This is a genomic window from Lentzea guizhouensis, assembly GCF_001701025.1.
GTDB lineage: Bacteria > Actinomycetota > Actinomycetes > Mycobacteriales > Pseudonocardiaceae > Lentzea > Lentzea guizhouensis.
In genome coordinates, this window is sequence record NZ_CP016793.1 from 3,410,002 (window position 1) to 3,434,616 (window position 24,615).

At 68.9% G+C, this 24,615-nt stretch carries 19 protein-coding genes and 2 pseudogenes; 18 read left to right on the forward strand and 3 right to left on the reverse strand.

Translation table 11 applies throughout. The annotated features are described in order from the left end of the window. Positions 1-18: 18 nt before the first annotated feature. From BBK82_RS17115 to BBK82_RS17190, 16 genes and pseudogenes are all read left to right on the forward strand, one after another. On the forward strand, positions 19-1,284 hold the full coding sequence (locus BBK82_RS17115) for a geranylgeranyl reductase family protein (protein ID WP_065915905.1): 1,266 nt from the start codon (positions 19-21) through the stop codon (positions 1,282-1,284). A gap of 295 nt (positions 1,285-1,579) precedes the next feature. After that, positions 1,580-1,915 carry an NADH-quinone oxidoreductase subunit A gene (locus BBK82_RS17120; protein ID WP_237048403.1) on the forward strand — a complete coding sequence of 112 codons (336 nt, stop codon included), beginning with the start codon at positions 1,580-1,582 and terminating at the stop codon, positions 1,913-1,915. Between the two features lie 7 nt (positions 1,916-1,922). Further along, on the forward strand, positions 1,923-2,474 hold the full coding sequence (locus BBK82_RS17125) for a NuoB/complex I 20 kDa subunit family protein (RefSeq protein ID WP_065915907.1): 552 nt from the start codon (positions 1,923-1,925) through the stop codon (positions 2,472-2,474). Next, positions 2,471-3,223 (forward strand): NADH-quinone oxidoreductase subunit C, encoded by a 753-nt coding sequence (locus BBK82_RS17130; protein ID WP_065915908.1) that lies wholly within the window; start codon positions 2,471-2,473, stop codon positions 3,221-3,223. Before BBK82_RS17125 ends, BBK82_RS17130 begins: the two co-directional genes overlap by 4 nt. After that, positions 3,220-4,616: pseudogene (locus tag BBK82_RS17135) on the forward strand (NADH-quinone oxidoreductase subunit D). The gene BBK82_RS17130 and the pseudogene BBK82_RS17135 overlap by 4 nt, the downstream one beginning before the upstream one ends. Beyond that, complete coding sequence (gene nuoE / locus BBK82_RS17140) at positions 4,613-5,332, forward strand: NADH-quinone oxidoreductase subunit NuoE (RefSeq protein WP_065915909.1); 720 nt, start codon at positions 4,613-4,615, stop codon at positions 5,330-5,332. The pseudogene BBK82_RS17135 and the gene nuoE overlap by 4 nt, the downstream one beginning before the upstream one ends. Before the next feature lie 8 nt (positions 5,333-5,340). After that, positions 5,341-6,621, forward strand: a complete 1,281-nt coding sequence (gene nuoF, locus BBK82_RS17145) for an NADH-quinone oxidoreductase subunit NuoF (protein WP_065915910.1) — start codon at positions 5,341-5,343, stop codon at positions 6,619-6,621. Next, positions 6,618-9,063, forward strand: a pseudogene (locus BBK82_RS17150) (NADH-quinone oxidoreductase subunit G). Before nuoF ends, BBK82_RS17150 begins: the two are co-directional and overlap by 4 nt. A gap of 23 nt (positions 9,064-9,086) precedes the next feature. Next, positions 9,087-10,394 carry an NADH-quinone oxidoreductase subunit NuoH gene (gene nuoH / locus BBK82_RS17155; protein WP_083268825.1) on the forward strand — a complete coding sequence of 436 codons (1,308 nt, stop codon included), beginning with the start codon at positions 9,087-9,089 and terminating at the stop codon, positions 10,392-10,394. Positions 10,395-10,396: 2 nt separating this feature from the next. Then, positions 10,397-10,927, forward strand: coding sequence for an NADH-quinone oxidoreductase subunit NuoI (gene nuoI, locus BBK82_RS17160; protein WP_065915912.1), 531 nt, complete (start codon positions 10,397-10,399; stop codon positions 10,925-10,927). Positions 10,928-10,986: 59 nt separating this feature from the next. Beyond that, complete coding sequence (locus tag BBK82_RS17165) at positions 10,987-11,775, forward strand: NADH-quinone oxidoreductase subunit J (protein WP_065921139.1); 789 nt, start codon at positions 10,987-10,989, stop codon at positions 11,773-11,775. After that, positions 11,772-12,071, forward strand: coding sequence for an NADH-quinone oxidoreductase subunit NuoK (gene nuoK / locus BBK82_RS17170; protein WP_030473209.1), 300 nt, complete (start codon positions 11,772-11,774; stop codon positions 12,069-12,071). The genes BBK82_RS17165 and nuoK overlap by 4 nt, the downstream gene beginning before the upstream one ends. Positions 12,072-12,081: 10 nt before the next feature. Next, on the forward strand, positions 12,082-14,019 hold the full coding sequence (nuoL, locus tag BBK82_RS17175) for an NADH-quinone oxidoreductase subunit L (protein WP_065915913.1): 1,938 nt from the start codon (positions 12,082-12,084) through the stop codon (positions 14,017-14,019). Next, a complete protein-coding gene (locus tag BBK82_RS17180; RefSeq protein WP_065915914.1) occupies positions 14,016-15,584 on the forward strand; it encodes an NADH-quinone oxidoreductase subunit M in 1,569 nt (522 codons plus the stop codon). Before nuoL ends, BBK82_RS17180 begins: the two co-directional genes overlap by 4 nt. Position 15,585: 1 nt before the next feature. Continuing rightward, positions 15,586-17,163: an NADH-quinone oxidoreductase subunit NuoN gene (gene nuoN / locus BBK82_RS17185; protein WP_065915915.1), complete on the forward strand. Its 1,578-nt coding sequence runs from the start codon at positions 15,586-15,588 to the stop codon at positions 17,161-17,163. Between the two features lie 55 nt (positions 17,164-17,218). Beyond that, entirely contained in the window at positions 17,219-18,184 is a 966-nt protein-coding gene (locus BBK82_RS17190; protein ID WP_065915916.1) for a polyprenyl synthetase family protein, read from the forward strand. A gap of 6 nt (positions 18,185-18,190) precedes the next feature. On the opposite strand, the gene rarD is transcribed toward BBK82_RS17190, so the two are convergent. Beyond that, positions 18,191-19,114, reverse strand: coding sequence for an EamA family transporter RarD (gene rarD, locus BBK82_RS17195; protein WP_083268001.1), 924 nt, complete (start codon positions 19,112-19,114; stop codon positions 18,191-18,193). A gap of 144 nt (positions 19,115-19,258) precedes the next feature. Between rarD and BBK82_RS17200 the strand changes: the two genes are divergently transcribed. Beyond that, positions 19,259-20,662 (forward strand): LapA family protein, encoded by a 1,404-nt coding sequence (locus BBK82_RS17200; RefSeq protein ID WP_065915917.1) that lies wholly within the window; start codon positions 19,259-19,261, stop codon positions 20,660-20,662. Further along, positions 20,646-21,584, forward strand: a complete 939-nt coding sequence (locus BBK82_RS17205) for a sunset domain-containing protein (protein ID WP_065915918.1) — start codon at positions 20,646-20,648, stop codon at positions 21,582-21,584. Before BBK82_RS17200 ends, BBK82_RS17205 begins: the two co-directional genes overlap by 17 nt. A 72-nt stretch (positions 21,585-21,656) precedes the next feature. On the opposite strand, the gene BBK82_RS17210 is transcribed toward BBK82_RS17205, so the two are convergent. Together BBK82_RS17210 and BBK82_RS17215 are read right to left on the reverse strand one after the other, a co-directional pair. Continuing rightward, entirely contained in the window at positions 21,657-22,706 is a 1,050-nt protein-coding gene (locus tag BBK82_RS17210) for a 2-oxoacid:ferredoxin oxidoreductase subunit beta (protein WP_065915919.1), read from the reverse strand. After that, positions 22,703-24,541 (reverse strand): 2-oxoacid:acceptor oxidoreductase subunit alpha, encoded by a 1,839-nt coding sequence (locus BBK82_RS17215; protein WP_065915920.1) that lies wholly within the window; start codon positions 24,539-24,541, stop codon positions 22,703-22,705. Before BBK82_RS17215 ends, BBK82_RS17210 begins: the two co-directional genes overlap by 4 nt. Between the last annotated feature and the right edge of the window lie 74 nt (positions 24,542-24,615).

Genomic DNA, 24,615 nt, shown 5'->3' on the forward strand with positions numbered 1-24,615 from the left:
GCACACGAGGGAGTCTGGATGAGCAGGCGCGGGATCAACGAGGACGCCGACGTCATCGTGGTGGGGGCGGGACCGGCTGGCTCGACCGCGGCGACCTACCTGGCGCGTGCGGGCCTCGACGTGCTGCTGCTGGAGAAGAGCTCGTTCCCCCGCGAGAAGGTCTGCGGTGACGGGTTGACGCCGCGCGGGGTGAAGCAGCTGATCGACCTCGGCATCGACACCCGCGAGAGCAACGGCTGGCTGCACAACAAGGGGCTGCGGGTCGTCGGCGGTGGCGTCACGATGGAGCTGGACTGGCCCGAGCTGGCCACGTTCCCCAACTACGGTGTCGTGCGGCCGCGCATGGACTTCGACGAGATGCTCGCGAACGCCGCCAAACAAGCCGGTGCGCGCATGCACGAGAACACCACGGTCACCAAGGCCATCGTCGAGAACGGGCGTGTGGTCGGCGTCGAGGCCAAGCAGGGGCCGGAGAAGAACCCGGTCACCTACCGGGCGCCCATCGTCGTCGGGTGTGACGGGGTGAGTGCGCGTCTCGCACTGTCGGTCGGCCTGCAGAAGGACGACGACAAGCCCATGGGTGTGGCGGTGCGGCGGTACTACGCCAGCCCGCGCACCAAGGACGACTACCTCGAGTCGCACCTGGAGCTGTGGGCGCCGGACGGGCAGTTGCTGCCCGGCTACGGCTGGATCTTCGGCATGGGCGACGGCTCGGTCAACGTCGGCCTCGGCATCCTCAGCACGTCGAAGGCCTACGGCACCACGGACTACCGGCAGCTCCTGCGGTCCTGGCTCGACGGCACCCCTGAGGAGTGGGGCTTCCGCGAGGAGAACGCGACCAGCCGCATCGGCGGCGCGGCGCTCCCGATGGGCCTCAACCGCAAGCCGCACTACTCCAAGGGTCTCGTGCTCGTCGGCGACGCCGGCGGCATGGTCAACCCCTTCAACGGCGAGGGCATCGGCTACGCCATGGAGTCGGCCAAGATCGCCAGCGAGAGCATCGTCCAGGCCCTCGCGCGCACGGGCGTCAACCGTGAACACGCGCTGCGCGGCTACCCGGTGCGGATCGAACAGGCGCTCGGCAGCTACTACCGGCTCGGGAACGTCTTCTCCAAGCTCATCGGCAACCCGGCGGTCATGCGGACCGCAACGAAGTACGGAATGCCGCGGAAACGCCTGATGAAACTCGTGCTCAAGCTGCTCGCGGGCCTCTACGACCCCAAGGACGGCGACGCAATGGACAAGCTCATCGTGGCCGCCACGAAGCTCGCGCCGACGGCATAAATTACTCCAAATAGGTGACGGCACCGGCTCTATACGAGCCGGTGCCGTTTCGTTTGTGTCCGGCAGGTTAAACCCACAGGTCAGACCCTGTGACGCAGGTCATTTACAGGCGTTCTACACTGGCGATCGACCTTGTGAATCACTTCACAACAGTGTGACCAAGCTTGTGAACTGTTTCACAAGCGTTTGTTAGGTTCGCCTAACAAACGAGTGGCAGAACTACACCCTTAGGGTGCGGTCGACCGCGAGGAAAGGACGACGGAGAGTGCTGGACCCTTACCTCCCCCTCGTATTGATGTTCGCGCTCGCCGGGGCGTTCGCGCTCTTCTCGGTGACCGCAGCGCCCTACATCGGACCCCGTCGCTACAACCGGGCCAAGCTCGACGCCTACGAGTGCGGCATCGAACCGAGCCCGCAGCCGGTGATCGGTGGCGGCCGCATGCCGGTCGCCTACTACCTGACGGCGATGCTCTTCATCTTGTTCGACATCGAAATGGTGTTCCTCTACCCGTTCGCCGTCGCTGCCGACAAGCTCGGCCTGTTCGGGCTGGTGGAGATCGTCCTGTTCGTCGCAACGGTCGGCTTCGCGTACATCTACGTGTGGCGCCGCGGCGGCCTCGACTGGAACTGAGGAAGTCATGGGTCTCGAGGAGAAGCTCCCGAACGGCATCCTGCTGGTCAGCGTCGAGAAGCTGGTCAACTGGACCCGCAAGTCCTCGCTCTGGCCTGCCACCTTCGGCCTGGCCTGCTGCGCCATCGAGATGATGACGACGGGTGGTCCGCGCTACGACCTGGCCCGCTTCGGCATGGAGGTCTTCCGCGCGTCACCGCGCCAGGCCGACCTGATGATCGTCGCGGGTCGTGTCACCAACAAGATGGCGCCGGTGCTGCGGCAGATCTACGACCAGATGCCCGAGCCGCGCTGGGTGCTGGCCATGGGCGTGTGCGCCAGCAGTGGCGGCATGTTCAACAACTACGCGGTGGTGCAGGGCGTCGACCACGTCGTGCCCGTCGACATGTACCTGCCGGGCTGCCCGCCGCGGCCGGAGATGCTGATGGACGCGATCCTCAAGATCCACGCCAAGATCATGGACGAGCCGCTGAACGCCGTGCGCGCCAAGGCTCTCGCCGACTCGGGCTACCGCACCGACCTCATCCCGTCGTCCGAGCGTTTTGCGAGGAAGAAGTGACCGAGCCAGGGGGAGAGCACTCCAGCGTCAACAACCGCGCCGGAGAGGACCTCGAGAAGACCAACGGCGACGAGGCCAAGGCGAAGGCGCCGATCCTCGCCGGCAAGGAGCGCAAGGGCCTGTTCGGCGTCACCGGCTCCGGTGACACCTCGGGCTTCGGCGGCCTGCGCCTGCCCGCCCACGTGGCAGCTCCGTCGGAGCGCCCGTACGGCGGCTGGTTCGACGAGGTCGCGGACGAGATCCTCGCCGCGATCAGCGAGAAGGGCCTGCCCGCCGACACGGTGCAGCAGGTGTCGGTCGACCGCGGCGAGATCACCTTCTACCTCCGCCCGGAGACGCTGCTGGAGGTGGCGCGCATCTGCCGCGACACCCCGTCGCTGCGCTTCGAGCTGTGCAGCTCCGTCTCGGGTGTGGACTACGGCGCCGGCGTGTCGCAGCGGCTGCACTCGGTCACGCACCTGACGTCGATGACCTACCGCCGGCGCATCCGGCTCGAGGTCGCGGTCGACGTCGAGCACCCGCACGTGCCGAGCCTCGTCGAGGTCTACCCGACGGCGGACTGGCAGGAGCGCGAGACCTGGGACATGTTCGGGATCATCTACGACGGTCACCCCGGACTGACCCGGATCCTCATGCCGGACGACTGGGACGGCCACCCGCAGCGGAAGGACTACCCGCTGGGCGGCATTCCGGTCGAGTACAAAGGCGCGGAGATTCCTCCGCCGGACCAGAGGCGGTCGTACTCATGACCGAGCGGCTTTCCGACTTCACCACCGGGACGAACACCAGCGCGACCGGTAGTGACAGCACCGACGACGTCGACACCAGCCCGAACACCCCGGAGGTCGCGGACTCCCGCAAGACCACCGAGGGCACCGTCTACACGGTGACGGGCGGCGACTGGGACGAGGTGCTCGCGGACGCGGTCCACGACGAGCGCATCGTCATGAACCTGGGCCCGCAGCACCCCTCGACCCACGGCGTGCTCCGCCTGGTCCTGGAGCTCGAAGGTGAGACGGTCACCCACGCCCGCAGCGTGATCGGCTACCTGCACACCGGCATCGAGAAGAACCTCGAGTACCGCAACTGGGTGCAGGGCGTCACCTTCATCACGCGCACGGACTACCTGGCGCCGCTGCACCACGAGGCCGCCTACTGCATGGCCGTCGAGAAGCTGCTCGGCGTCACCGTGCCGGACAAGGCGCAGGCACTGCGCGTGCTGCTGATGGAGCTCAACCGGATCAGCTCGCACCTCGTCGCGCTCGCCACCGGCGGCATGGAGCTCGGCGCGCTGACCGGCATGACCTCCGGCTTCCGCGAGCGCGAGGAAGTGCTGCACCTGCTGGAGTTCCTGACCGGCCTGCGGATGAACCACGCGTTCATCCGGCCCGGCGGCCTCGCGCAGGACCTGCCCGACGGCGGGGTCGAGAAGATCCGCGACTTCATCAAGCTGATGAACAAGCGCCTCCCCGACTACGACAAGCTGCTCACCGGCCAGCCGATCTGGCGCAACCGCCTCGCGAACGTGGGCTACCTGCCCGTAGACGCGTGCCTCGCGCTCGGCATCACCGGCCCGATCCTGCGCTCCGCGGGCCTCGCCTGGGACCTGCGCAAGGTCGAGCCGTACAGCGGCTACGAGAACTACAGCTTCGACGTGCCGGTCTCCGACCAGGCGGACTGCTTCGCGCGGTACCTGCTGCGGCTGGAGGAGATGCACCAGTCGCTCAAGATCATCAAGCAGGTCGTCGACACGCTGCCGACCGGCCCGGTGATGGTCGAGGACGCGAAGATCGCGTGGCCCGCGCAGCTCACGATCGGCAGCGACGGCATGGGCAACTCGCTCGAGCACGTCCGCAAGATCATGGGCCAGTCCATGGAGTCCCTCATCCACCACTTCAAGCTGGTGACCGAGGGCTTCAAGGTTCCCGCCGGCCAGGTCTACGTACCGGTCGAGTCGCCGCGCGGCGAGCTCGGCTACCACGTGGTCTCCGACGGCGGCACCCGCCCGATGCGCGTGCACCTGCGCGAGCCCAGCTTCGTGAACCTCCAGTCGATGCCCGCGATGTGCGAGGGCGGCATGGTCGCCGACGTGATCGCGTCGTCGCCTCGATCGACCCGGTGATGGGTGGTTGCGACCGATGACCCAGGCAGCAGAGAACACCACGTTCGACCAGTCCACCGCGGACCGGGCGCAGGCGATCATCGCCCGCTACCCGCAGGCCCGCAGCGCACTGCTCCCGATGCTGCACCTGGTGCAGTCGGTCGAGGGCTACGTCTCCCAGGACGGCATCCGGTTCTGCGCCGGGCTGCTCGACCTGAGCGAGGCCGAGGTCAGCGCGGTCGCGACGTTCTACACGATGTACAAGCGCCGCCCGTGCGGTGAGCACCTCGTGAGCGTCTGCACCAACACGCTGTGCGCGGCACTGGGCGGCGACGAGATCTACTCGACGCTCAAGAGCCACCTCGGGGTCGGCCACGAGGAGACCGCGGGCGAGCCGGGCACGCCGGGCTCGATCACGCTGGAGCACGCCGAGTGCCTCGCCGCGTGCGACCTCGGCCCGGTGCTGCAGGTGAACTACGAGTTCTACGACAACCAGACGTCGGAGAAGGCGCTGGAACTCGTGAAGGCGCTGCAGGCGGGGGAGAAGCCCCACCCGACCCGCGGCGCCCCGCTCACCGACTTCAAGCAGGCCGAGCTCCAGCTGGCCGGGTTCTTCGAGGGTCGCGACGCCGACCTCGACGGCCCGTCGGCGGCGCCGGAGACGCTGGCCGGTGCGCAGATCGCCCAGGAACGCGGCTGGGACGCGCCCGCGATGCCGTCCAACGCCGAGTTCCCCGCCCTGCCGGAAAAGAAGTAGGGACGAAAATGGTTGACCCCCTGACTCCCGTTCTCACCAAGCGCTGGACCGAGCCCAGGTCCTGGACGATCGAGACCTACGAGCGCACCGGTGGCTACACCGCCCTGCCCAAGGCGCTCAAGGCCCACCCGGACCAGCTCATCCAGCAGTGCAAGGACTCCGGACTGCGCGGCCGCGGCGGCGCGGGGTTCCCCACCGGCATGAAGTGGGGCTTCATCCCGCAGGGCGACGGCAAGCCGCACTACCTCGTCATCAACGCCGACGAGGGCGAGCCGGGCACCTGCAAGGACATCCCCACGATGATGGCGGACCCGCACTCGCTGATCGAGGGCGTGATCATCACGTCGTACGCGATCCGCGCGAACTTCGCGGCGATCTACGTCCGCGGCGAGGCGCTGCACTGCATCCGCCGCCTCAACGGGGCGGTGCGCGAGGCGTACGCCAAGGGGTACCTGGGCAAGGACGTCCTCGGCAGCGGGTTCGACCTGGACGTCGTCGTCCACGCCGGCGCCGGCGCGTACATCTGCGGCGAGGAGACGGCGCTGCTCGACTCGCTGGAGGGCCGTCGCGGCCAGCCGCGGCTCAAGCCTCCGTTCCCCGCGACCTCGGGCCTCTACGCGTCGCCCACCGTGGTGAACAACGTCGAGACGATCGCGTCGGTTCCCTTCATCGTCAACGGTGGCGCCGACTGGTTCCGCGAGATGGGCCGCGACCGCTCGCCCGGTCCGAAGATCTACTCGCTGTCCGGCCACGTGACCAACCCGGGCCAGTACGAGGCGCCGATGGGCACCACGCTGCGCCAGCTGCTGGACATGGCCGGTGGCATGAAGGACGGCGTCCCGCTGAAGTTCTGGACGCCGGGTGGTTCCTCCACCCCGCTGTTCACCGCGGAGCACATGGACGTGCCGCTGGACTTCGAGGGCGCGGCCGAGGCGGGCTCGATGCTCGGCACGACCGCGATCCAGGTCTTCAACGAGACCGTGTCCGTGCCGTGGGCCGTCATGAAGTGGACGGAGTTCTACAAGCACGAGTCGTGCGGCAAGTGCACGCCGTGCCGCGAGGGCACGTACTGGCTCGTGCAGATCCTGCAGCGGATGGTGGCGGGCAACGGCACGGCGAGCGACATCGACACGTTGCTCGACGTCTGCGACAACATCCTCGGCCGCTCGTTCTGCGCGCTGGGTGACGGTGCCGTCAGCCCGATCACCAGTGGCATCAAGTACTTCAAGGACGAGTTCCTGGCTCTTTGTGACCAGAACTCCAAGGTCCTGGCTGGAGCGAACGCATGACCATCGCGCCTGACAAGCCCACCGCAACCGAGCTGGTCGTGCCCGAGGGGCACGTCAAGCTCGTCATCGACGGCGTCGAGGTCGTGGCGCCCAAGGGCGAGCTGCTGATCCGCACGGCCGAGCGCCTCGGCACGGTCATCCCGCGCTTCTGCGACCACCCGCTGCTGGAGCCCGCGGGCGCTTGCCGCCAGTGCCTCGTCGAGGTCGAGATGGGCGGCCGGCCGATGCCGAAGCCGCAGGCCTCCTGCACGATGACGGTCGCGGACGGCATGGTCGTGAAGACCCAGCTGACCTCGCCGGTCGCGGACAAGGCCCAGCAGGGTGTGATGGAGCTGCTGCTCATCAACCACCCGCTGGACTGCCCGGTCTGCGACAAGGGCGGTGAGTGCCCGCTGCAGAACCAGGCGATCGCCCACGGCCGCAGCGACTCCCGCTTCCACGAGCACAAGCGCACGTTCCCGAAGCCGATCAACATCTCCACGCAGGTGCTGCTCGACCGCGAACGCTGCGTGCTCTGCCAGCGCTGCACCCGGTTCTCCGCGCAGATCGCCGGTGACCCGTTCATCGAGCTGCTGGAACGCGGTGCGCTGCAGCAGATCGGCACGGCGCCGGAGAAGCCGTTCCAGTCGTACTTCTCCGGCAACACCATCCAGATCTGCCCGGTCGGCGCCCTCACCAGTGCCGCCTACCGGTTCCGCGCCCGGCCGTTCGACCTCGTGTCGACGCCGAGCGTCTGCGAGCACTGCTCGTCGGGTTGCGCCGAGCGCACCGACTGGCGGCGCGGCAAGGTGCAGCGCAAGCTCGCCGGCGACGACCCGCAGGTCAACGAGGAGTGGATCTGCGACAAGGGCCGGTTCGCCTTCCGCTACGCCACGGCCGACGACCGCATCACGCGGCCGCTGGTCCGCGACGCCGCGACCGGTGAGCTGCGCGCGTCCTCCTGGACCGAGGCGCTGCAGGTCGCGGCGGCCGGTCTGGCGGCGGCGCGCGACGCGAACGGCGTCGGCGTGCTGACCGGTGGCCGGCTGACCGTCGAGGACGCCTACGCGTACTCGAAGTTCGCCCGGATCGCGTTGCGCACCAACGACATCGACTTCCGCGCCCGGCCGCACAGCGCCGAGGAGCTGGAGTTCCTGTCGAGCACCACGGTGTTCACCAACCCGGACAACGGCGTCACGTTCCAGGGCATCGAGAAGGCGCCGGCCGCGTTGCTGGTCGCGTTCGAGCCCGAGGAAGAGGCGCCGATCGTCTTCCTGCGGCTGCGCAAGGCCGCGCGCAAGGGCACCAAGGTCTTCCACCTCGGTCAGTTCACGACCCCGGCCGTGGAGAAGACGCTCGGCACGCTGCTCGCCTGCGTGCCCGGTGCCGAGGCGAACGCGCTCAACGCGCTGCCCGACCACGCGGCCGACGTCGTCGAGCTGCTCTCCAAGCCCGGTGCGGTGATCCTCGTCGGCGAGCGCGCCGCCGTGGTCCCCGGCGCGTTCACCGCGGTCGCCAGGCTGGCCGAGCGCACGGGCGCCCAGGTCGCGTGGATCCGCGCGTGCCGGTGAGCGCGGTGCGCTCGCGGTCGGTGCCACGCCGAACCTGCTGCCCGGTGGCCGCCACGTCACGAACGCCACCGGGCGCACCGAGGTCGAGCGGACCTGGGGCGTCGAGGAGGGCTCGCTCCCCGCGACGCCCGGCCGCGACACCACCGGGATCCTCGAGGCCGCCGCGAACGGCGAGCTGTCCGGCCTGGTGGTCGGCGGCGTCGACCCGTACGACCTGCCGGACCCCGTGCTCGCGGAGAAGGCGTTGGCGGGGGCCGGTTTCATCGTGAGCCTCGAACTGCGGCCGAGCGCGGTCACCGCGCACGCCGACGTCGTGCTCCCGATCGCCCCCGCTGTCGAGAAGTCCGGCAGCTTCCTCAACTGGGAGGGCCGCCACCGCGAGTTCGGCACGACGCTGGAAGGCACCGGCGCGCTGCCGGACTGCCGCGTGCTCGACACCCTCGCGGTGGAGATGGACGCGGACCTGTTCACGCAGACGCCCGCCGCCGCTGCCGCCGACCTGGCCCGCCTCGGCGAGGGCGTCCCGAGCGGTTCCTCGCTCAACGTCGCCGCGCCGCTGCAGTCCCCGGCGGGCCCCGGCAAGGCCGTTCTCGCCACCTGGCACCGCCTGATCGGCAACGGCTCGCTGCAGGTCGACGAGCCGCACCTGGCCGGCACCGCCCGCCCGGTGGTCGCGAAGGTCGCGGAGACCACGGCCGCGCAGTTCGGCCTGGAGACCGGCGGTTACGTGACGGTGGCGACCGACCGCGGCGCGATCACGCTGCCGGTCGAGACCGACGACCTGCCCGAAGGCGTCATCTGGCTGCCCACCAACTCGGGTGACGTGACCGTCCGCGCCACCCTCGGCGCCGGCCACGGCTCAATCGTCTCCGTCAGCGGAGGAAGGTCATGACGCAGCACTACTTCGCAGCGGAGATCGGCGACACCGCCAAGCTCCTCGCCGACGACCCGGTCTGGCTGGTGCTGGTCAAGGTCGTCGGGATCTTCGCGTTCCTCGTGGTCATGACGCTGTTCATGATCAACTGGGAGCGCAAGGTCGTCGCGCGGATGCAGCACCGTCCCGGCCCCAACCGGGTCGGCCCGAACGGCTGGCTGCAGTCGCTCGCGGACGGTCTGAAGCTCGCGTTCAAGGAGGACATCCGCCCGGTCCTCGCGGACAAGTGGGTGTTCTTCCTCGCCCCGGTGATCTCGTGCATCCCCGCGTTCCTCGCGTTCTCGGTGATCCCGCTCGCGGGCGAGGTCAACATGTTCGGCCAGCAGACCGCGCTGCAGCTCGTCGACCTGCCGGTCGGCGTGCTGGTGGTGCTGGCCTGCTCCTCGCTCGGCGTCTACGGCATCGTGCTGTCCGGCTGGGCCTCCGGCTCGCCGTACCCGCTGCTCGGCGCGCTGCGCTCGGCCGCGCAGGTGATCTCCTACGAGATCGCGATGGGCCTGTCGATCGTCGCGGTGATCATGTTCACCGGCTCGATGTCGACCGGTGACATCGTGAACGCGCAGGCCAGCACGATCCTGAACACCCCGATCCCCGGCTGGTTCGGCCTCCTGCTGTTCCCCAGCTTCGTGATCTACGTGGTGTCGATGGTCGGCGAGACCAACCGCGCGCCGTTCGACCTCCCCGAGGCCGAGTCCGAGCTGGTCGGTGGCTTCCACACCGAGTACAGCTCGCTCAAGTTCGCGCTGTTCTTCCTCGCCGAGTACGTGAACATGGTGACCGTCTCGGCGCTGGCGACCACGCTCTTCCTCGGCGGCTACCGCGCGCCGTGGTCCGGTGAGTTCATGAACACCGGCTGGTGGGGCCTGCTCTGGTTCATCGTCAAGACGCTGTTCTTCCTGTTCATCTTCATCTGGCTGCGCGGCACGCTGCCCCGCCTGCGCTACGACCAGTTCATGAAGCTCGGCTGGAAGGTGCTGGTCCCGACCAGCCTCGTCTGGATCATGGCCGTCGCCGTCATCCGCACCGGTGCGCTCAAGGAGCTCTCCACCGGTCAGAAGCTGGTCGCGCTCGGCGTCTTCGTCGGTGTCGTGCTGCTGATCTCGTTCCTGCTGCCGGACAAGAAGCAGGTGTCGAAGGGCGGTGTGCCGCTGGCCGGCTCCGGCTTCCCGGTGCCGCCGCTCGACCTGCAGGTCCCCAAGTCCGCGCCCAAGCGCAAGGTCAAGGTCGCCACTCTTCCCAAGGACACGGAAGCCCTGGCCGCCGCTCCCACCGCGAAGGAGGCGGAGTAGCGATGTTCGAGTCCATCAAGGGCTTCGGAGTCACCTTCGGCACGATGTTCAAGAAGGTGGTGACGGAGGAGTACCCCGAGGTCAAGAAGGTGACCGCGCCGCGGTTCCACGGCCGCCACCAGCTCAACCGGCACCCGGACGGGCTGGAGAAGTGCGTCGGCTGCGAGCTGTGCGCGTGGGCCTGCCCCGCGGACGCGATCTTCGTCGAGGGTGGCGACAACACCGAGGAAGCGCGCTACTCGCCCGGTGAGCGCTTCGGTGCCGACTACCAGATCAACTACCTGCGCTGCATCGGCTGCGGCCTGTGCATCGAGGCCTGCCCGACCCGTTCGCTCACGATGACGAACGAGTACGAGCTCGCCGACGACAACCGCCAGGACCTCATCTTCACCAAGGAGGACCTGCTCGCCCCGCTGCTGCCCGGCATGGAGCAGCCGCCGCACCCGATGCGGCTCGGCGAGAACGAGCAGGACTACTACGTGAACGGTCCGCAGCTGGCGAAGGCGGCCCAGCAGGAGGGGGAGCAGAAGTGAGCCTCGTCCTGCAGTTCCTGGCCCAGCAGCCGGAACCGGTGCAGCGCGCGGTCGACGTCATGTCCACCGGCGAGAAGATCACCTTCTGGGTGCTCGGCCCGCTCGCGCTGGCCGGCGCGCTCGGCATGCTGTTCTCGCGCAACGCGGTGCACTCCGCGCTGTGGCTGGTGCTGACCATGCTGAACCTCGGTGTGATGTACATGGTCCAGCAGGCGCCGTTCCTCGGCTTCGTGCAGATCATCGTCTACACCGGCGCGATCATGATGCTGTTCCTGTTCGTGCTGATGATGGTCGGCCGCGACAGCTCCGACTCGGTCGTCGAAGTGATCAGGGGACAACGCCTCGCGGCCGCGTTCCTCGGCATCGGCTTCGCGGTCCTGCTGGTCAGCTCGATCGCCAGGTCGCTCACCGCGGTCACGCCGGTGGGCCTGGTCGAGCCGAACACCACCAACGGCGGCAACGTCGGCAACATCGGCCAGAAGCTCTTCACGGACTACCTGTTCCCGTTCGAGCTCACCTCGGCGCTGCTGATCACCGCCGCGCTCGGCGCGATGATCCTCGCCTTCGTCGGCCGGGACGGGAAGCCCGCCAAGAAGACGCAGCGCGAGCTCGTCGAGGAGCGGTTCCAGGACGGCACGCGGGTCGGCTCCATCCCCGGTCCCGGTGTCTTCGCCACCGCCAACTCGGTGGCCACGCCGGCCCTGCTGCCCGACGGCAGCGTCTCGCAGGAGTCCCTGTTCGAGGTCATCGAGGCGACCGACAAGTCCACGCTGTCGGACGACGTCGCCGAGGTCGCAGGCACCGGCCACCAGCCGGACCCGCACGCGCTCAAGGGAAGTGAGTCGTGACTCCGACGTACTACCTGCTCCTGTCGGCACTGCTGTTCAGCATCGGCGCCGTCGGCGTGCTGGTGCGGCGCAACGCCATCGTGGTGTTCATGTGCGTCGAGCTCATGCTCAACGCGGTCAACCTGAGCCTGGTGACGTTCGCGCGGATCAACGGCTCGCTCGACGGTCAGGTGATGGCGTTCTTCGTGATGGTCGTCGCCGCGGCGGAGGTCGTCGTCGGCCTCGCGATCATCATGTCCATCTTCCGGACGCGTCGCTCGGCCTCGGTCGACGACTCGAACCTGCTGAAGTACTGAGGGGTCACCGGTGACGGAACCTGTTGTCGCCAGCGGGGTCGCGAGCTTCGCCTGGTTGTTGCTCGCGCTGCCCGCGTTCGGTGCGGCGGTGCTGTTGGTCAGTGGCAGGCGTGCCGACAAGTGGGGTCACCTGCTCGGCAGCGCCACGCTGCTCGCGTCGTTCGGCTACGCGCTCGCGCTGTTCTTCGCCACGCTCGGTGTCTCGAACCCCGAGGAGCGCGTCCAGAACCTGAAGTTGTGGGACTGGATCGACGTCAACGCGCTGACCGTCGAGTTCGGACTGCGGCTCGACCCGCTGTCGCTCACGTTCGTGCTGCTGATCACGGGTGTCGGCTCGCTGATCCACATCTACTCGATCGGCTACATGGCGCACGAGGAAGGCAGGCGGAAGTTCTTCGCCTACCTCAACCTCTTCGTGTCCGCGATGCTCCTGCTGGTGCTGGGCAACGGTTTCGTGACCCTGTACTTCGGCTGGGAGGGCGTCGGTCTCGCCTCGTACCTGCTGATCGGCTGGTACCAGTACAAGCCGGAAGCGGCGTCGGCGGCCAAGAAGGCCTTCCTGATGAACCGCGTCGGTGACCTGGGCCTCGCGATCGCGATCTTCCTGATGTTCAACCGCCTCGGGACCACGCAGTACACCGAGGTCTTCAGCCGGGTCGGCGAGTTCAGCGGTGCCGAGGTCCTCGCGATCACGCTCCTGCTGCTGCTCGGCGCCTGCGGCAAGTCGGGCCAGTTCCCGCTGCAGGCCTGGTTGCCCGACGCGATGGCCGGCCCGACCCCGGTGTCCGCCCTGATCCACGCGGCGACGATGGTCACCGCGGGCGTGTACCTGATCGCCCGCTCCAACCCGCTCTACAACCTGAGCGAGGACGGCCGCCTGGTCGTCATGATCATCGGTGGCGTCACGCTGCTGATCGGCTGCATCATCGGTTGCGCCTACGACGACTTCAAGAAGGTCCTGGCGTACTCGACGGTCTCGCAGATCGGTTACATGATCCTCGCGGTGGGCCTCGGCCCGATCGGCTACGCGCTGGGCATCATGCACCTGCTGACGCACGGCTTCTTCAAGGCCGGGCTCTTCCTCGGTGCCGGTTCGGTCATGCACGGCATGAACGACGAGGGCAACATCCGCCGGATGGGCGGGCTCTACAAGTTCCTGCCGATCACCTTCGTCACCTGGACGCTCGGCTACCTCGCGCTGATCGGCATCCCGCCGTTCGCGGGCTACTTCTCGAAGGACGCCATCATCGCGGCGGCGTTCGGCGCGGAGGGCTGGCGCGGGTACGTCTTCGGCGGTGTCGCACTGCTCGGTGCCGCGCTGACCGCGTTCTACATGACCCGCCTGCTGATCCTCGTCTTCCTGGGCCAGCCCCGCTGGAAGGAGCTGAAGGCGGACAACGGCAAGGACTACCACCCGCACGAGTCCCCGCTGTCGATGACCATCCCGATGATCATCCTCGCGGTCGGCTCGGTGGCCGGTGGCTGGTTCCTCTCCTCCGGCGGACGTCTCGCCGGGTGGCTGGAGCCCTCGCTGGGTGAGCTGCAGGAGTCGCACGGCGTGCTGTCGCACACCATGGTCGGGATCCTGACCGTGGCGCTCTCGCTCGTCGGCGCCGGTCTCGCGTTCCTGCTCTTCGGCCGCCGCACACAGCCGGTCGAGCGGCCGGAGCGGGTGTCGTTCCCGGTCCGCGCGGCCCGCAACGACCTGTACGGCAACGCCCTCAACGAGGCCCTGTTCGCGCGGCCGGGCACCTGGCTCACCCGCGCGCTGGTCTACCTCGACCTGAAGGGCGTCGACGGGGTGGTCAACGGCACCGCGGCGCTGCTCGGCGGTAGCTCCGGCCGGCTGCGCAGGCTGCAGACCGGTTTCGTCCGCTCCTACGCACTGTCCATGCTCCTGGGCTCGATCGTGGTTCTCGGGGCTCTGCTGATGGTGAGGTTCTCGTGAACTGGGTCCTGATCGCGCTGCTGGTCGTGCCGCTGGTCGGCGCGCTGGTGGTGACGTTCCTGCGCAAGGACGACACGAAGGCCAAGTTCGTCGCGCTGGCGTTCTCGCTCGTCGAGCTCGTGCTCGCGGGCCTGCTGTGGTTCGCCTACGACCCGGACGGTGACCGCCTCCAGCTCACGTCCGGGGTGACCTGGATCGAGTCGTTCGGCGTCCGGCTGTCGTTCGGCATCGACGGCATCGCGCTCGTGATGATCGCGGTGATCGCGCTGCTGATCCCGCTGGTGATCGGTGCCGGCTGGACCGAGCGGTTGCCGGAAGGCCGGTCGCAGGGCGGGTACCTCGCGCTGATCCTGGTGCAGGAGGCCGTGACGGTCGCGGTGTTCGCCGCCACCGACGTCTTCCTGTTCTACGTGCTGTTCGAGGTCATGCTGATCCCGATGTACTTCCTGATCGGCGGCTACGGCGGCGCGCGCAGGCAATACGCGGCGGTCAAGTTCTTCCTGTACTCGTTCCTCGGCGGCCTGATCATGCTGGCCTCCGCGATCGGCGCGTACGCGATGGCAGTGGACGAGCTGGGCAAGGGCACGTTCGACTGGGCCACGCTCGTGACGGTCGTGCGCGACGCCGACCCGACGACGCAGACCTGGCTGTTCCTCGGCTTCTTCCTGGCGTTCGCGATCAAGGCGCCGCTCGTGCCGTTCCACACCTGGCTGCCCGACGCCGCGGCCGAGGCGCCCATCGGCGTCACGGTGATCGTCGTCGGCATCCTGGACAAGGTCGGCACGTTCGGCATGTTGCGCTACCTGCTGCCGATGTTCCCGGAGGCGTCGAAGAACCTGGCGCCGTACATCCTGGTGCTGGCGGTCGCGGGTGTCCTCTATGGATCGCTGCTCGCCACGGGCCAGCGGGACATGAAGCGGTTCCTCGCGTACGTCTCGATCGCGCACTTCGGCTTCATCGCGCTCGGCATCTTCGCCTTCACGTCGCAGGCCGGCGTGGGCTCGGTGTCGTACATGCTGAACCACTCGATCTCGACCGGCATGCTGATCCTGGTGGTCGGCATGATCATCGCGCGCGGTGGCTCGTCGCTGATCTCCGACTACGGCGGCATGTCGAAGGTGGCCCCGCTGCTCGCGGGCATGCTGCTGCTCTCGGGTCTGACCACGCTGTCGCTGCCGGGCACGAACTCGTTCGTCTCGGAGTTCCTGGTGCTGATCGGCTCGTTCCCGACGCAGCCGGTCTTCACGGTCCTCGCGACGATCGGCATGGTGCTCGCGGCGCTCTACGTGCTGTGGCTCTACCAGCGGATGATGACCGGCCCGCTGCGCGGCGACGCGCTCGTGGGTGCCGCCGCCGGTCCGGGTGCCGTCGGCGACCCGGAGCGCAAGACGGCCATCGGCGACCTGAACAAGCGCGAGATCGCTGTTCTGGCCCCGCTCGTCGTCATCGTGCTGGCTCTCGGTTTCTACCCGCAGCCGGTGCTCGACGTCATCACCCCGACTGTCGGGGCGACGCTGACCGAGGTCGGCGTGACCGACCCGGTCTCCGTGCAGGAAGGCAAGTGACGTGAACCTCCTGTTCGCCCAGGCGCAGCAGATCCAGGCGCCGGAGATCCATTACGACGCCATCGCGCCGGTGCTGGTCGTGCTCGGCGCGGCCTGCGTCAGCGTGCTGCTGGAAGCGTTGCTGCCCAAGCACCAGCGGTGGGCGGTGCAGCTCGTGCTGGCGCTGCTCACGCTGGTCGGGGCCACCGCGTCGCTGATCCTCTACGCGACCTCGGAGCGCCCGGAGACCGGTGTCGCGACGCTCGCGGGTGCGATCGCGGTCGACTCGCCCGCGCTCTTCCTGTGGGCCACGCTGCTGGTGCTGGCGTTCGGCAGCCTGCTGCTGATCGCCGACCGCTCGGTGGAGCCCGGTGGCGTGTTCGTGGCGCAGGCCGCGATCCGGCCGGGCACCGTCCAGGACCGGGCGCAGGCCACGAAGACCGGCATGCAGACCGAGGTCTTCCCGCTCATGCTGTTCGCGCTCGGCGGCATGATGACGTTCGTCGCGTCGAACGACCTGCTGACGATGTTCATCGCGCTGGAGGTCATGTCGCTGCCGCTGTACCTGCTGTGCGGCCTGGCTCGCCGGCGTCGCCTGCTCTCGCAGGAAGCGGCGGTGAAGTACTTCCTGCTCGGTGCGTTCGCGTCGGCGTTCTTCCTCTACGGAATCGCGCTGCTGTACGGCTTCGCGGGTTCGGTGAAGCTGTCGGCGATCGCCTCCGCGGCGGCCGGCACCGACCGCTCGGACACGCTGCTGTTCGCGGGCTTCGGCCTGCTGGTGGTGGGTCTGCTGTTCAAGGCGGCGGTCGGCCCGTTCCACGCGTGGACCCCGGACGTGTACCAGGGTGCCCCGACGCCGGTGACGGCGTTCATGGCGGCGTGCACCAAGGTCGCTGCCTTCGGCGGCATCCTGCGCGTGCTCACCGTGGCGTTCGAGAACACCCAGTGGGAGTGGCGCGGCGTGCTCTACGGCGTCGCGGTCGTCTCGATGGTGATCGGCGCGGTGCTCGGCCTCACGCAGACCGACGTCAAGCGCATGATCGCGTACTCCTCGGTGGCGCACGCGGGCTTCCTGCTGATCGGCTCGATCGCCCTCACGCCCGAGGGCGGTGCGCCGGGTGTCAGCGCGACGATGTTCTACCTGCTGGTGTACGGCTTCACGACGATCGCGGCGTTCGGCATCGTCTCGCTGGTGCGCACCTCCGACGGTGAGGCGACGCACCTGTCGCAGTGGGCGGGGCTGGCGAAGCGGTCGCCGATCGTGGCGGGCGTGTTCACGTTCCTGCTGCTGGCACTGGCCGGCATTCCGCTGACGTCCGGCTTCATCGGCAAGTTCGTCGTGTTCAGCGCGGCGATCGAGGCCGGCCTGATGCCGCTCGTGGTGATCGCGCTGGTGGCCTCGGCCGTCGCGGCGTTCTTCTACCTGCGGGTGATCGTGCTGATGTACTTCAGCGACCCGGCTCCCGACGGCCCGACCGTCACGGTGCCCGGTGCGTTCACCACGGTCGCGATCACGTTGGGTGCCGTGGTCACCCTGGTGCTGGGTCTGTACCCCACGTTGGTGCTCGATTGGGCGGGTACCGGCACCTTCCTCAGCTAGGTGTACGTAGGCTGCTGGTGTGACCAGTAGCGAGCATGAGGGACCGGGGTTCGCGTTGGTGGACCCCGTGCTCACCGAGCTTGTCCAGAACGGCCTGGCCGAGGTGGAGCAGCTTCTGCACGACGTGGTGCAGAGCGAGTTCCACCCGGTCACGGAAACCTCGCTTCACCTCGTGGAGGCGGGCGGAAAGCGGATCCGCCCGCTCTTCACACTGCTGGCCTCCCAGTTCGGCGCCGAGTACGACCGCGAGAAGGTCGTGAAGGCGGCAGCTGTGGTCGAGCTCACGCACCTCGCGACGCTCTACCACGACGACGTGATGGACGAGGCGACCACCCGGCGCGGCGCGGCTTCCGCGAACGCCAGGTGGGACAACAGCATTGCGATCCTGACCGGCGACTTCCTGTTCGCCCACGCCTCCCGGCTCACGGCCGACCTCGGCACGGACGCGGCGCGGATCATCGCGGAGACGTTCTCGCTCCTGGTGACCGGCCAGATGCGCGAGACCGTCGGCCCCAAGCCCGGTGAGGACCCGGTCGCCCACTACCTCAAGGTGATCGAGGAGAAGACCGGTGTGCTGATCGCCACCGCGGCGCGGTTCGGCGGCATGTTCTCCGACGCGACCGAGGAGCAGGTCGACGCCCTGCGCCGGTACGCGGAGGTGATCGGGGCGGCGTTCCAGATCGCCGACGACGTCATCGACATCGCCTCCCCGTCGGCGGAGTCCGGCAAGACGCCCGGCACCGACCTGCGCGAGGGCGTGAAGACGTTGCCGATGCTCTACGCGCTGGCCGAGGAGTCCGAGACGCGGCTCACCGAGCTGCTGGCCGGGCCGATCACCGACGACGAGCTGGTGGACGAGGCGTTGTCGTTGCTGCGCAAGTCCTCCGGCATGGACCGGGCGCGCGAGACGCTCCAGGAGTACGCCGACCGGGCCCGCGCGGAACTGGGCAAGCTGCCCCCGTGCGCCGCGCGTGACGCCCTCGAGGAGCTCGCCACCTACGTGGTGGCCCGCACCCGTTGAGGTCCGCTAGCTGACCGGCGCGAGCGGCTGCTTGCGCCGGTTCCGCACGGCGTCGACCGTGAAGATCACCAGGGCCACCCACACCAGGACGAACCCGGTCCAGCGGCTGGCCGGCATCGGTTCGTGCACCACGAACACGCCCCAGGCGAACTGCAGGACCGGCGCCAGGTACTGCAGCATGCCCATGGTGGACAACGGGATCAGCCGCGCGCCCAGGCCGAACAGCAGCAGCGGGATCACCGTGACGATGCCGGTGCTGAGCAACATGAGCGTGTGGCCGGTGCCTTCGGTGGTGAAGGTGTTCGCGCTGCCCAGCATCAGCAAGTACACGAGCGCGATCGGCGCGATCACGGCGCTCTCCGCCGCCAGGCTGGAGGTCGCGTCGAGCGGCACCTTCTTCTTCAGCAGCCCGTAGACGCCGAACGAGCACGCGAGGACCAGCGAGATCGTCGGCAGCTTGCCGTAGTCGACCGTGAGCACGATCACAGCGATGACGACCACGCCGATGGCGACGAACTGCGGCAGCCGCAGCCGTTCCTTCAGGAAGACCATGCCGAGGACCACGCTGACCAGCGGGGTGATGAAGTAGCCGAGCGCCGACTCGACGACGTGCCCGGTGTTGACGGCGTAGATGTAGGTGCCCCAGTTCGCCGTGATCAGCACGGCCGCGGCGCTCACGATCAGCCAGCCCCTGCCGGACAGTTCGACCAGCGGCCGCCACTTGCGCAGCACCGCGAGCAGCACGCCCATGGTCACGAACGACCAGACGACCCGGTGTGCCAGCACCTCCACGGGTGCCGCGGGCACGAGGAGTGGCCAGTACGCGGGGAACAGTCCCCAGAGGACGTAGGCGGCTGCGCCGTAGGTGATCCCTCGCCCCTGGGTGTGAACTTCTGCCGAGGTGAGGCTCGAACTCGTCAGGGGAGGCACAGAATCTCACTCTACGCTGCAGGTTCTGGCGCCTATTTGCGCTGAACGGCGTAGTGACGGAGCATCATCGACGGCACTGTAGTTTGACTACGCTCACCCTTCCGAGTGAGTGGGTCGGCGCGTGGTCTTAGAAGGGGCTTACCCGTGAATGTCTTCGGGCAGGTCTGGTTGTGGAGTCTGCTGGCGTTCGTCGCGGGGGTGTTGCTCACGTGGCTCGTGATGGTCAGGCCCGCACGGAAACAGGTCGCTGAACTCGAAGATCAACTTCTTGAGGCGCGCTCGCGGAACGTGCCGCCGGCCAAGGTCGCCCCGGTCGACGACTTCGTGGTCGACGAGTGGGAGACCCCGCCGTCGTCGTCGCGGTCGCTGGCCGACGAGGTGCTGGCACCTCCGCCGGCACCCGCGCCCGCACCGGCGCCTTACGCCGAGCCGCCCGCCTACTACGGCGCACCCGTGCCCGCACCCGCGCCGGTGGTCGAGGAACCGGTCGCCGAACCGGAGCCGGAACCCGAGCCGGAGCCCCAGCCCGAGCCGGAACCCGCTCCCGCGCCGGTCGTCGAGGAGCCGCGCGCCCCGCTGATGTCGCCGGAGGAGGCGCAGCGCCGGTTCGAGGAGCAGCTCGCCGAGCAGAAGGCCCTCGCCGACGCCGAGGAGGACCGGCCGCGTTCGCTCTTCGAGCGCCTGAGCCCGGACACCGCCCCCGCGGAGACCCCGGCCGAGATGACGACCGTGCTGCCGCGGTCCGGCCTCGAGGCCGCCGACTTCGACTCCGACCCCGAGCTCCCCGCCGAGCAGACCTCGTTCATGCCGGCCTACGAGGCCACCGCGGAGCCCGGCGCACCCGTCGCCAAGCCCACCGCGGGCCCCGAGGTCGACGAGGTCCCGGACGACTTCATCTACCAGCCGCGCGAGGTCTGGGCCGAGCAGGAGCAGGAGGTGTTCCTCGACGAGGCCGCCGAGCAGGAGGACGAGCCGCAGGGCACGCGCTCCGAGCAGACGACCTACATCGCCGTCGAGGAGAGCGCCTGGCCCGCCAACGACGTCACCGGCGAGTACCCCGGCCTGCGCGACGAGCTCAACGGCCGGCTGGACATCTACGACGACGAGCCCGAGCCCGAGTCCGCCGCCGAGCGGACCGGTGTTCTGGGCGCGCCGCTCGACCTCGACGCACCGCACGTGCGCAACGGCGTCTTCACCGAGCCGGAGATGGCCGCTGAGCCCGCCCACGCGAGGCACGACGTCTCCTCGGACCGTCCGGACTCCTACGCGTTGCGCGAGCCCCTGGAGGCGCCTGAGGCGGTCGAGGACGACCACACCGAGGCCGCGCACGACGAGACGACCGACGAACCCGCGCACGACGACACGACGGTCGACGAGCCCGTTGCCGACGAGCCGTCCCACGGCCTGCCGCAGCGTGAGTCCGCATTCGGCGTGCCCGTTGCCGACGAGCCGTCCCACGGTCTGCCCAAGCGCGGTGAGTCGGTGTTCGGCGTGCCCGCTCAGGACGAGTCGTCCCACGGCCTGCCCAAGCGTGCCCAAGCGTGGTGAGTCCGCGTTCGGCGCGCCCTCCCACGGCCTGCCGCAGCGCGGTGAGTCCGCGTTCAGCGCGCCCGCCCAGGGCCAGCCCGCCTACGACGAGCCTGCTCGCCAGGCACCCGCCGCCTACTCCCAGCCGTTCACCGCCCCCGGTGCGGCCCCGGCCACGGCGTTCTCCGCGTTCGGCGACAACACCGACCCGGTCGAGCCCCAGGAGCGCCAGCCCAGCGGCGTCGGTGCCGCGTTCAACCACCCGCCCGAGACGCCCGAGACGCAGGAAGCGCCCCCGGCCCGCCGCGAGCCGACCGTCGAACGCCCGCGATCGCTCTTCGAGCCGCTGCTGGACGCCGACGAGCCGCTGCCGCCCACCGGCCAGACCCGCGCGCTCCCGGACACGACGAACGACCAGCCGTTCGTGCCGAAGTTCGTGCCCTCCGACGAGCCGCTGCTGGCGGCACCGCCCGAGCCGGAGCCCGAACCGGAGCTGGACCTGCCGCAGCGCCTGACCGAGGCCGGCCTGCCGATCCGCGAGGCCCGCAAGACCACCAAGCAGCGCCAGCAGAGCTTCCCGGCGTTCCAGGCGTTCGAGGCCCCCAAGCAGGAGGCCCCGAAGCCCGCGCCCGCCCTGCCGGCCCGCCCGCGCCCGGTCGGCTTCTCCCCGTCCACCGGCGGCCGCCCCAACGGCAACGCGGGCCCCGGCTCGTCCCGCTTCCAGCAGCCGGAGGGCTTCAACCCGCGGTCGCCGTTCGGTCCCGGCTCGGTGCTGCCCCGCTCCGACGGCCACGCACCGGCAGAGGACTTCGCGGTGAAGGCGACCCTGACCGGCCGCCGCTACTACACGGAGGGCTCGGCGAACTTCGGCGAGACCCGCGCCGACGTGTGGTTCCGCACCGAGTCCGACGCCCAGAAGGCCGGCTTCCGCCCGGCCCCCTGACCAGCGAGCTTCGACGACGAAGGCCCCCACCGGTTCGCCAGTGGGGGCCTTCGTCGTTGCTGTGGCAGCAGGTCAGCCGACCACGGTCCACGTGTCGTTGCCGTGCAGCACCTTCTGCAGATCGGCGGCCTTGGCCTGCTTGGCCGCGGCCACCTGAGCGCGCGCACCGTCGTCGTACGTCGGACGGTCCGCACGCCGGAACACACCGGTCACCGTGTGCGTGAGGTCCTGCGTCGACAGCCGGGAGAGCGCGAACGACAGGTTCAGGTCCGAGGCGTCGTGCACCACGATGTCCGACGCGTCCACGTCGGCCGACTTCGCGACCGCCAGGCCGAAGCCCTCGCGGACCACGCAGTACTCGCCTTCGCGGCCGAACCGGATCGGCTCGCCGTCGACGACGTTGATGATCCGGCGCTGGGCCTCGTCGGCGTCCTTGAGCACGTCGAACGCGCCGTCGTTGAAGATCGGGCAGTTCTGGTAGATCTCCACGAGCGCCGAGCCGCGGTGTTCCGCCGCCTGGCGCAGCACCGAGGTGAGACCCGCCTTGTCCGAGTCGAGCGCCCGGCCCACGAAGGAGGCCTCCGCGCCCAGCGCCAGCGACACCGGGTTGAACGGGTGGTCCACCGACCCGAGCGGGGTCGACTTGGTGACCTTGCCCTCTTCCGAGGTCGGCGAGTACTGGCCCTTGGTGAGGCCGTAGATCCGGTTGTTGAACAGCAGGATCTTGAGGTTCACGTTGCGCCGCAACGTGTGGATCAGGTGGTTGCCGCCGATCGACAGCGCGTCACCGTCACCGGTCACCACCCACACGCTCAGGTCCGGCCGCGCCACGGCGAGACCCGTCGCGATGGCCGGCGCACGGCCGTGGATGGAGTGCATGCCGTAGGTGTTCATGTAGTACGGGAAGCGGGACGAGCACCCGATGCCCGACACGAACACGATGTTCTCGCGCTTGAGACCCAGCGTCGGCAGGAACGATTGCATGGTGTTGAGCACGATGTAGTCGCCACAGCCGGGACACCAGCGGACTTCCTGGTCCGACTTGTAGTCCCTGGCCGACTGCTTCTCGTCGGTCGTGGGAACTCCGGTCAGTCCCGGGATCCCGAGGTCGATCGCAGTCACGCCGACACCCCCTTGATCACGTCAGCGAGCACGTCCTGGAGCTCCTCCGCCTTGAAGGGCAGGCCCTGCACCTTCGTGTACGACACCGCGTCCACCAGGTACCTGGCCCTCAACAACAACGCGAGCTGGCCCAGGTTCATTTCCGGCACGACCACCTTGTCGTACGACTTGAGCACCTCACCCAGGTTCTTCGGGAACGGGTTGAGGTGCCGCAGGTGCGCGTGCGCGACCGGCAGGCCCAGCTTGCGGACCCGGCGGGCGGCGGCGCCGATCGGGCCGTACGACGAACCCCAGCCGACGACGAGGACCTTCGCCTCGCCGCTCGGGTCGTCCACCTCGACGTCGGGGACCTCGATGCCGTCGATCTTCGCCTGGCGCAGGCGGACCATCCGGTCGTGGTTCTCCGGGTCGTAGGAGATGTTGCCGGTGATGTCCTGCTTCTCCAGGCCACCGATGCGGTGCTGCAGGCCGGGCGTACCGGGCACGGCCCACGGGCGGGCCAGCGTCTCCGGGTCGCGCGAGTACGGCTGGAAGTTCTCCGGGTCGGTCGCGAACTCGACGGTGAGGTCGGGCAGCGCGTCGACGTCGGGGATCAGCCACGGCTCGGAACCGTTCGCGATCGCGCCGTCCGAGAGGAACAGCACCGGCGTGCGGTACTTCAGCGCGATCCTGGTCGCGTCCACCACCGCGTCGAAGCAGTCCGACGGGGACTGCGGCGCGACGATCGGCACCGGCGACTCGCCGTTGCGGCCGAACATCGCCTGCAGCAGGTCGGCCTGCTCGGTCTTCGTCGGCAGACCGGTGGACGGGCCACCGCGCTGCACGTCGATCACCAGCAGCGGCAGCTCGGTCATCACGGCGAGGCCGATGGTCTCGGACTTCAGCGCGATGCCGGGGCCGGAGGTCGACGTGACGCCGAGCGCGCCGCCGTAGGACGCGCCGAGCGCGATGCCGATGCCCGCGATCTCGTCCTCGGCCTGCACGGTCGTGATGTCGAAGTTCTTGTGCTTCGACAGCTCGTGCAGGATGTCCGACGCCGGGGTGATGGGGTACGTGCCGAGCACGACGGGCAGCTTCGAGCGCTGGGCCGCCGCGACGATGCCGTACGCCGTCGCCGTGTTGCCGGTGATCTGGCGGTAGGTACCGGTGTTCAGCTTCGCGGGGGCCACCTCGTAGGTGACCGCGAACGCCTCGGTCGTCTCGCCGTAGTTCCAGCCGGCCCGGAAGGCGAGGACGTTGGCCTCGGCGATGTCCGGCTTCTTCGCGAACTTCTCGCGCAGGAACCGTTCCGTGCCCTCGGTCGGCCGGTGGTACATCCACGACAGCAGGCCGAGCGCGAACATGTTCTTCGCGCGCTCCGCGTCCTTCTTGCCGAGGCCGGTCTCCTCGAGAGCGCCGATGGTCAGCGTGGCCATCGCGATCTTGTGGACCTGGAACCGCTCCAGCGAGTCGTCCTCCAGCGGGTTCGAGTCGTACCCGACCTTGGTCAGGTTCCGCTTGGAGAACTCGTCGGTGTTGACGATCAGGATGCCGCCGTCGGGGAGGTCGACGACGTTCGCCTTGAGCGCGGCCGGGTTCATCGCGACGAGCACGTCGGGACGGTCACCGGGTGTCAGGATGTCGTAGTCGGCGAAGTGCAGCTGGAACGACGACACACCGGGCAGGGTGCCCTGTGGTGCGCGGATCTCGGCGGGGAAGTTGGGCTGCGTGGCGAGGTCGTTGCCGAACGCCGCCGCTTCCGACGTGAACCGGTCTCCGGTGAGCTGCATACCGTCACCGGAGTCGCCGGCGAAGCGGATCACGACGCGATCCAGCTTGCGGGTCTCAGTGCTCATTCCTACGCCGATACCTCTCTCCAAGGGTGGCTGTGCCCCACCGCGAGGGTAGTCGCCAGGACCGCCTGCGAGAC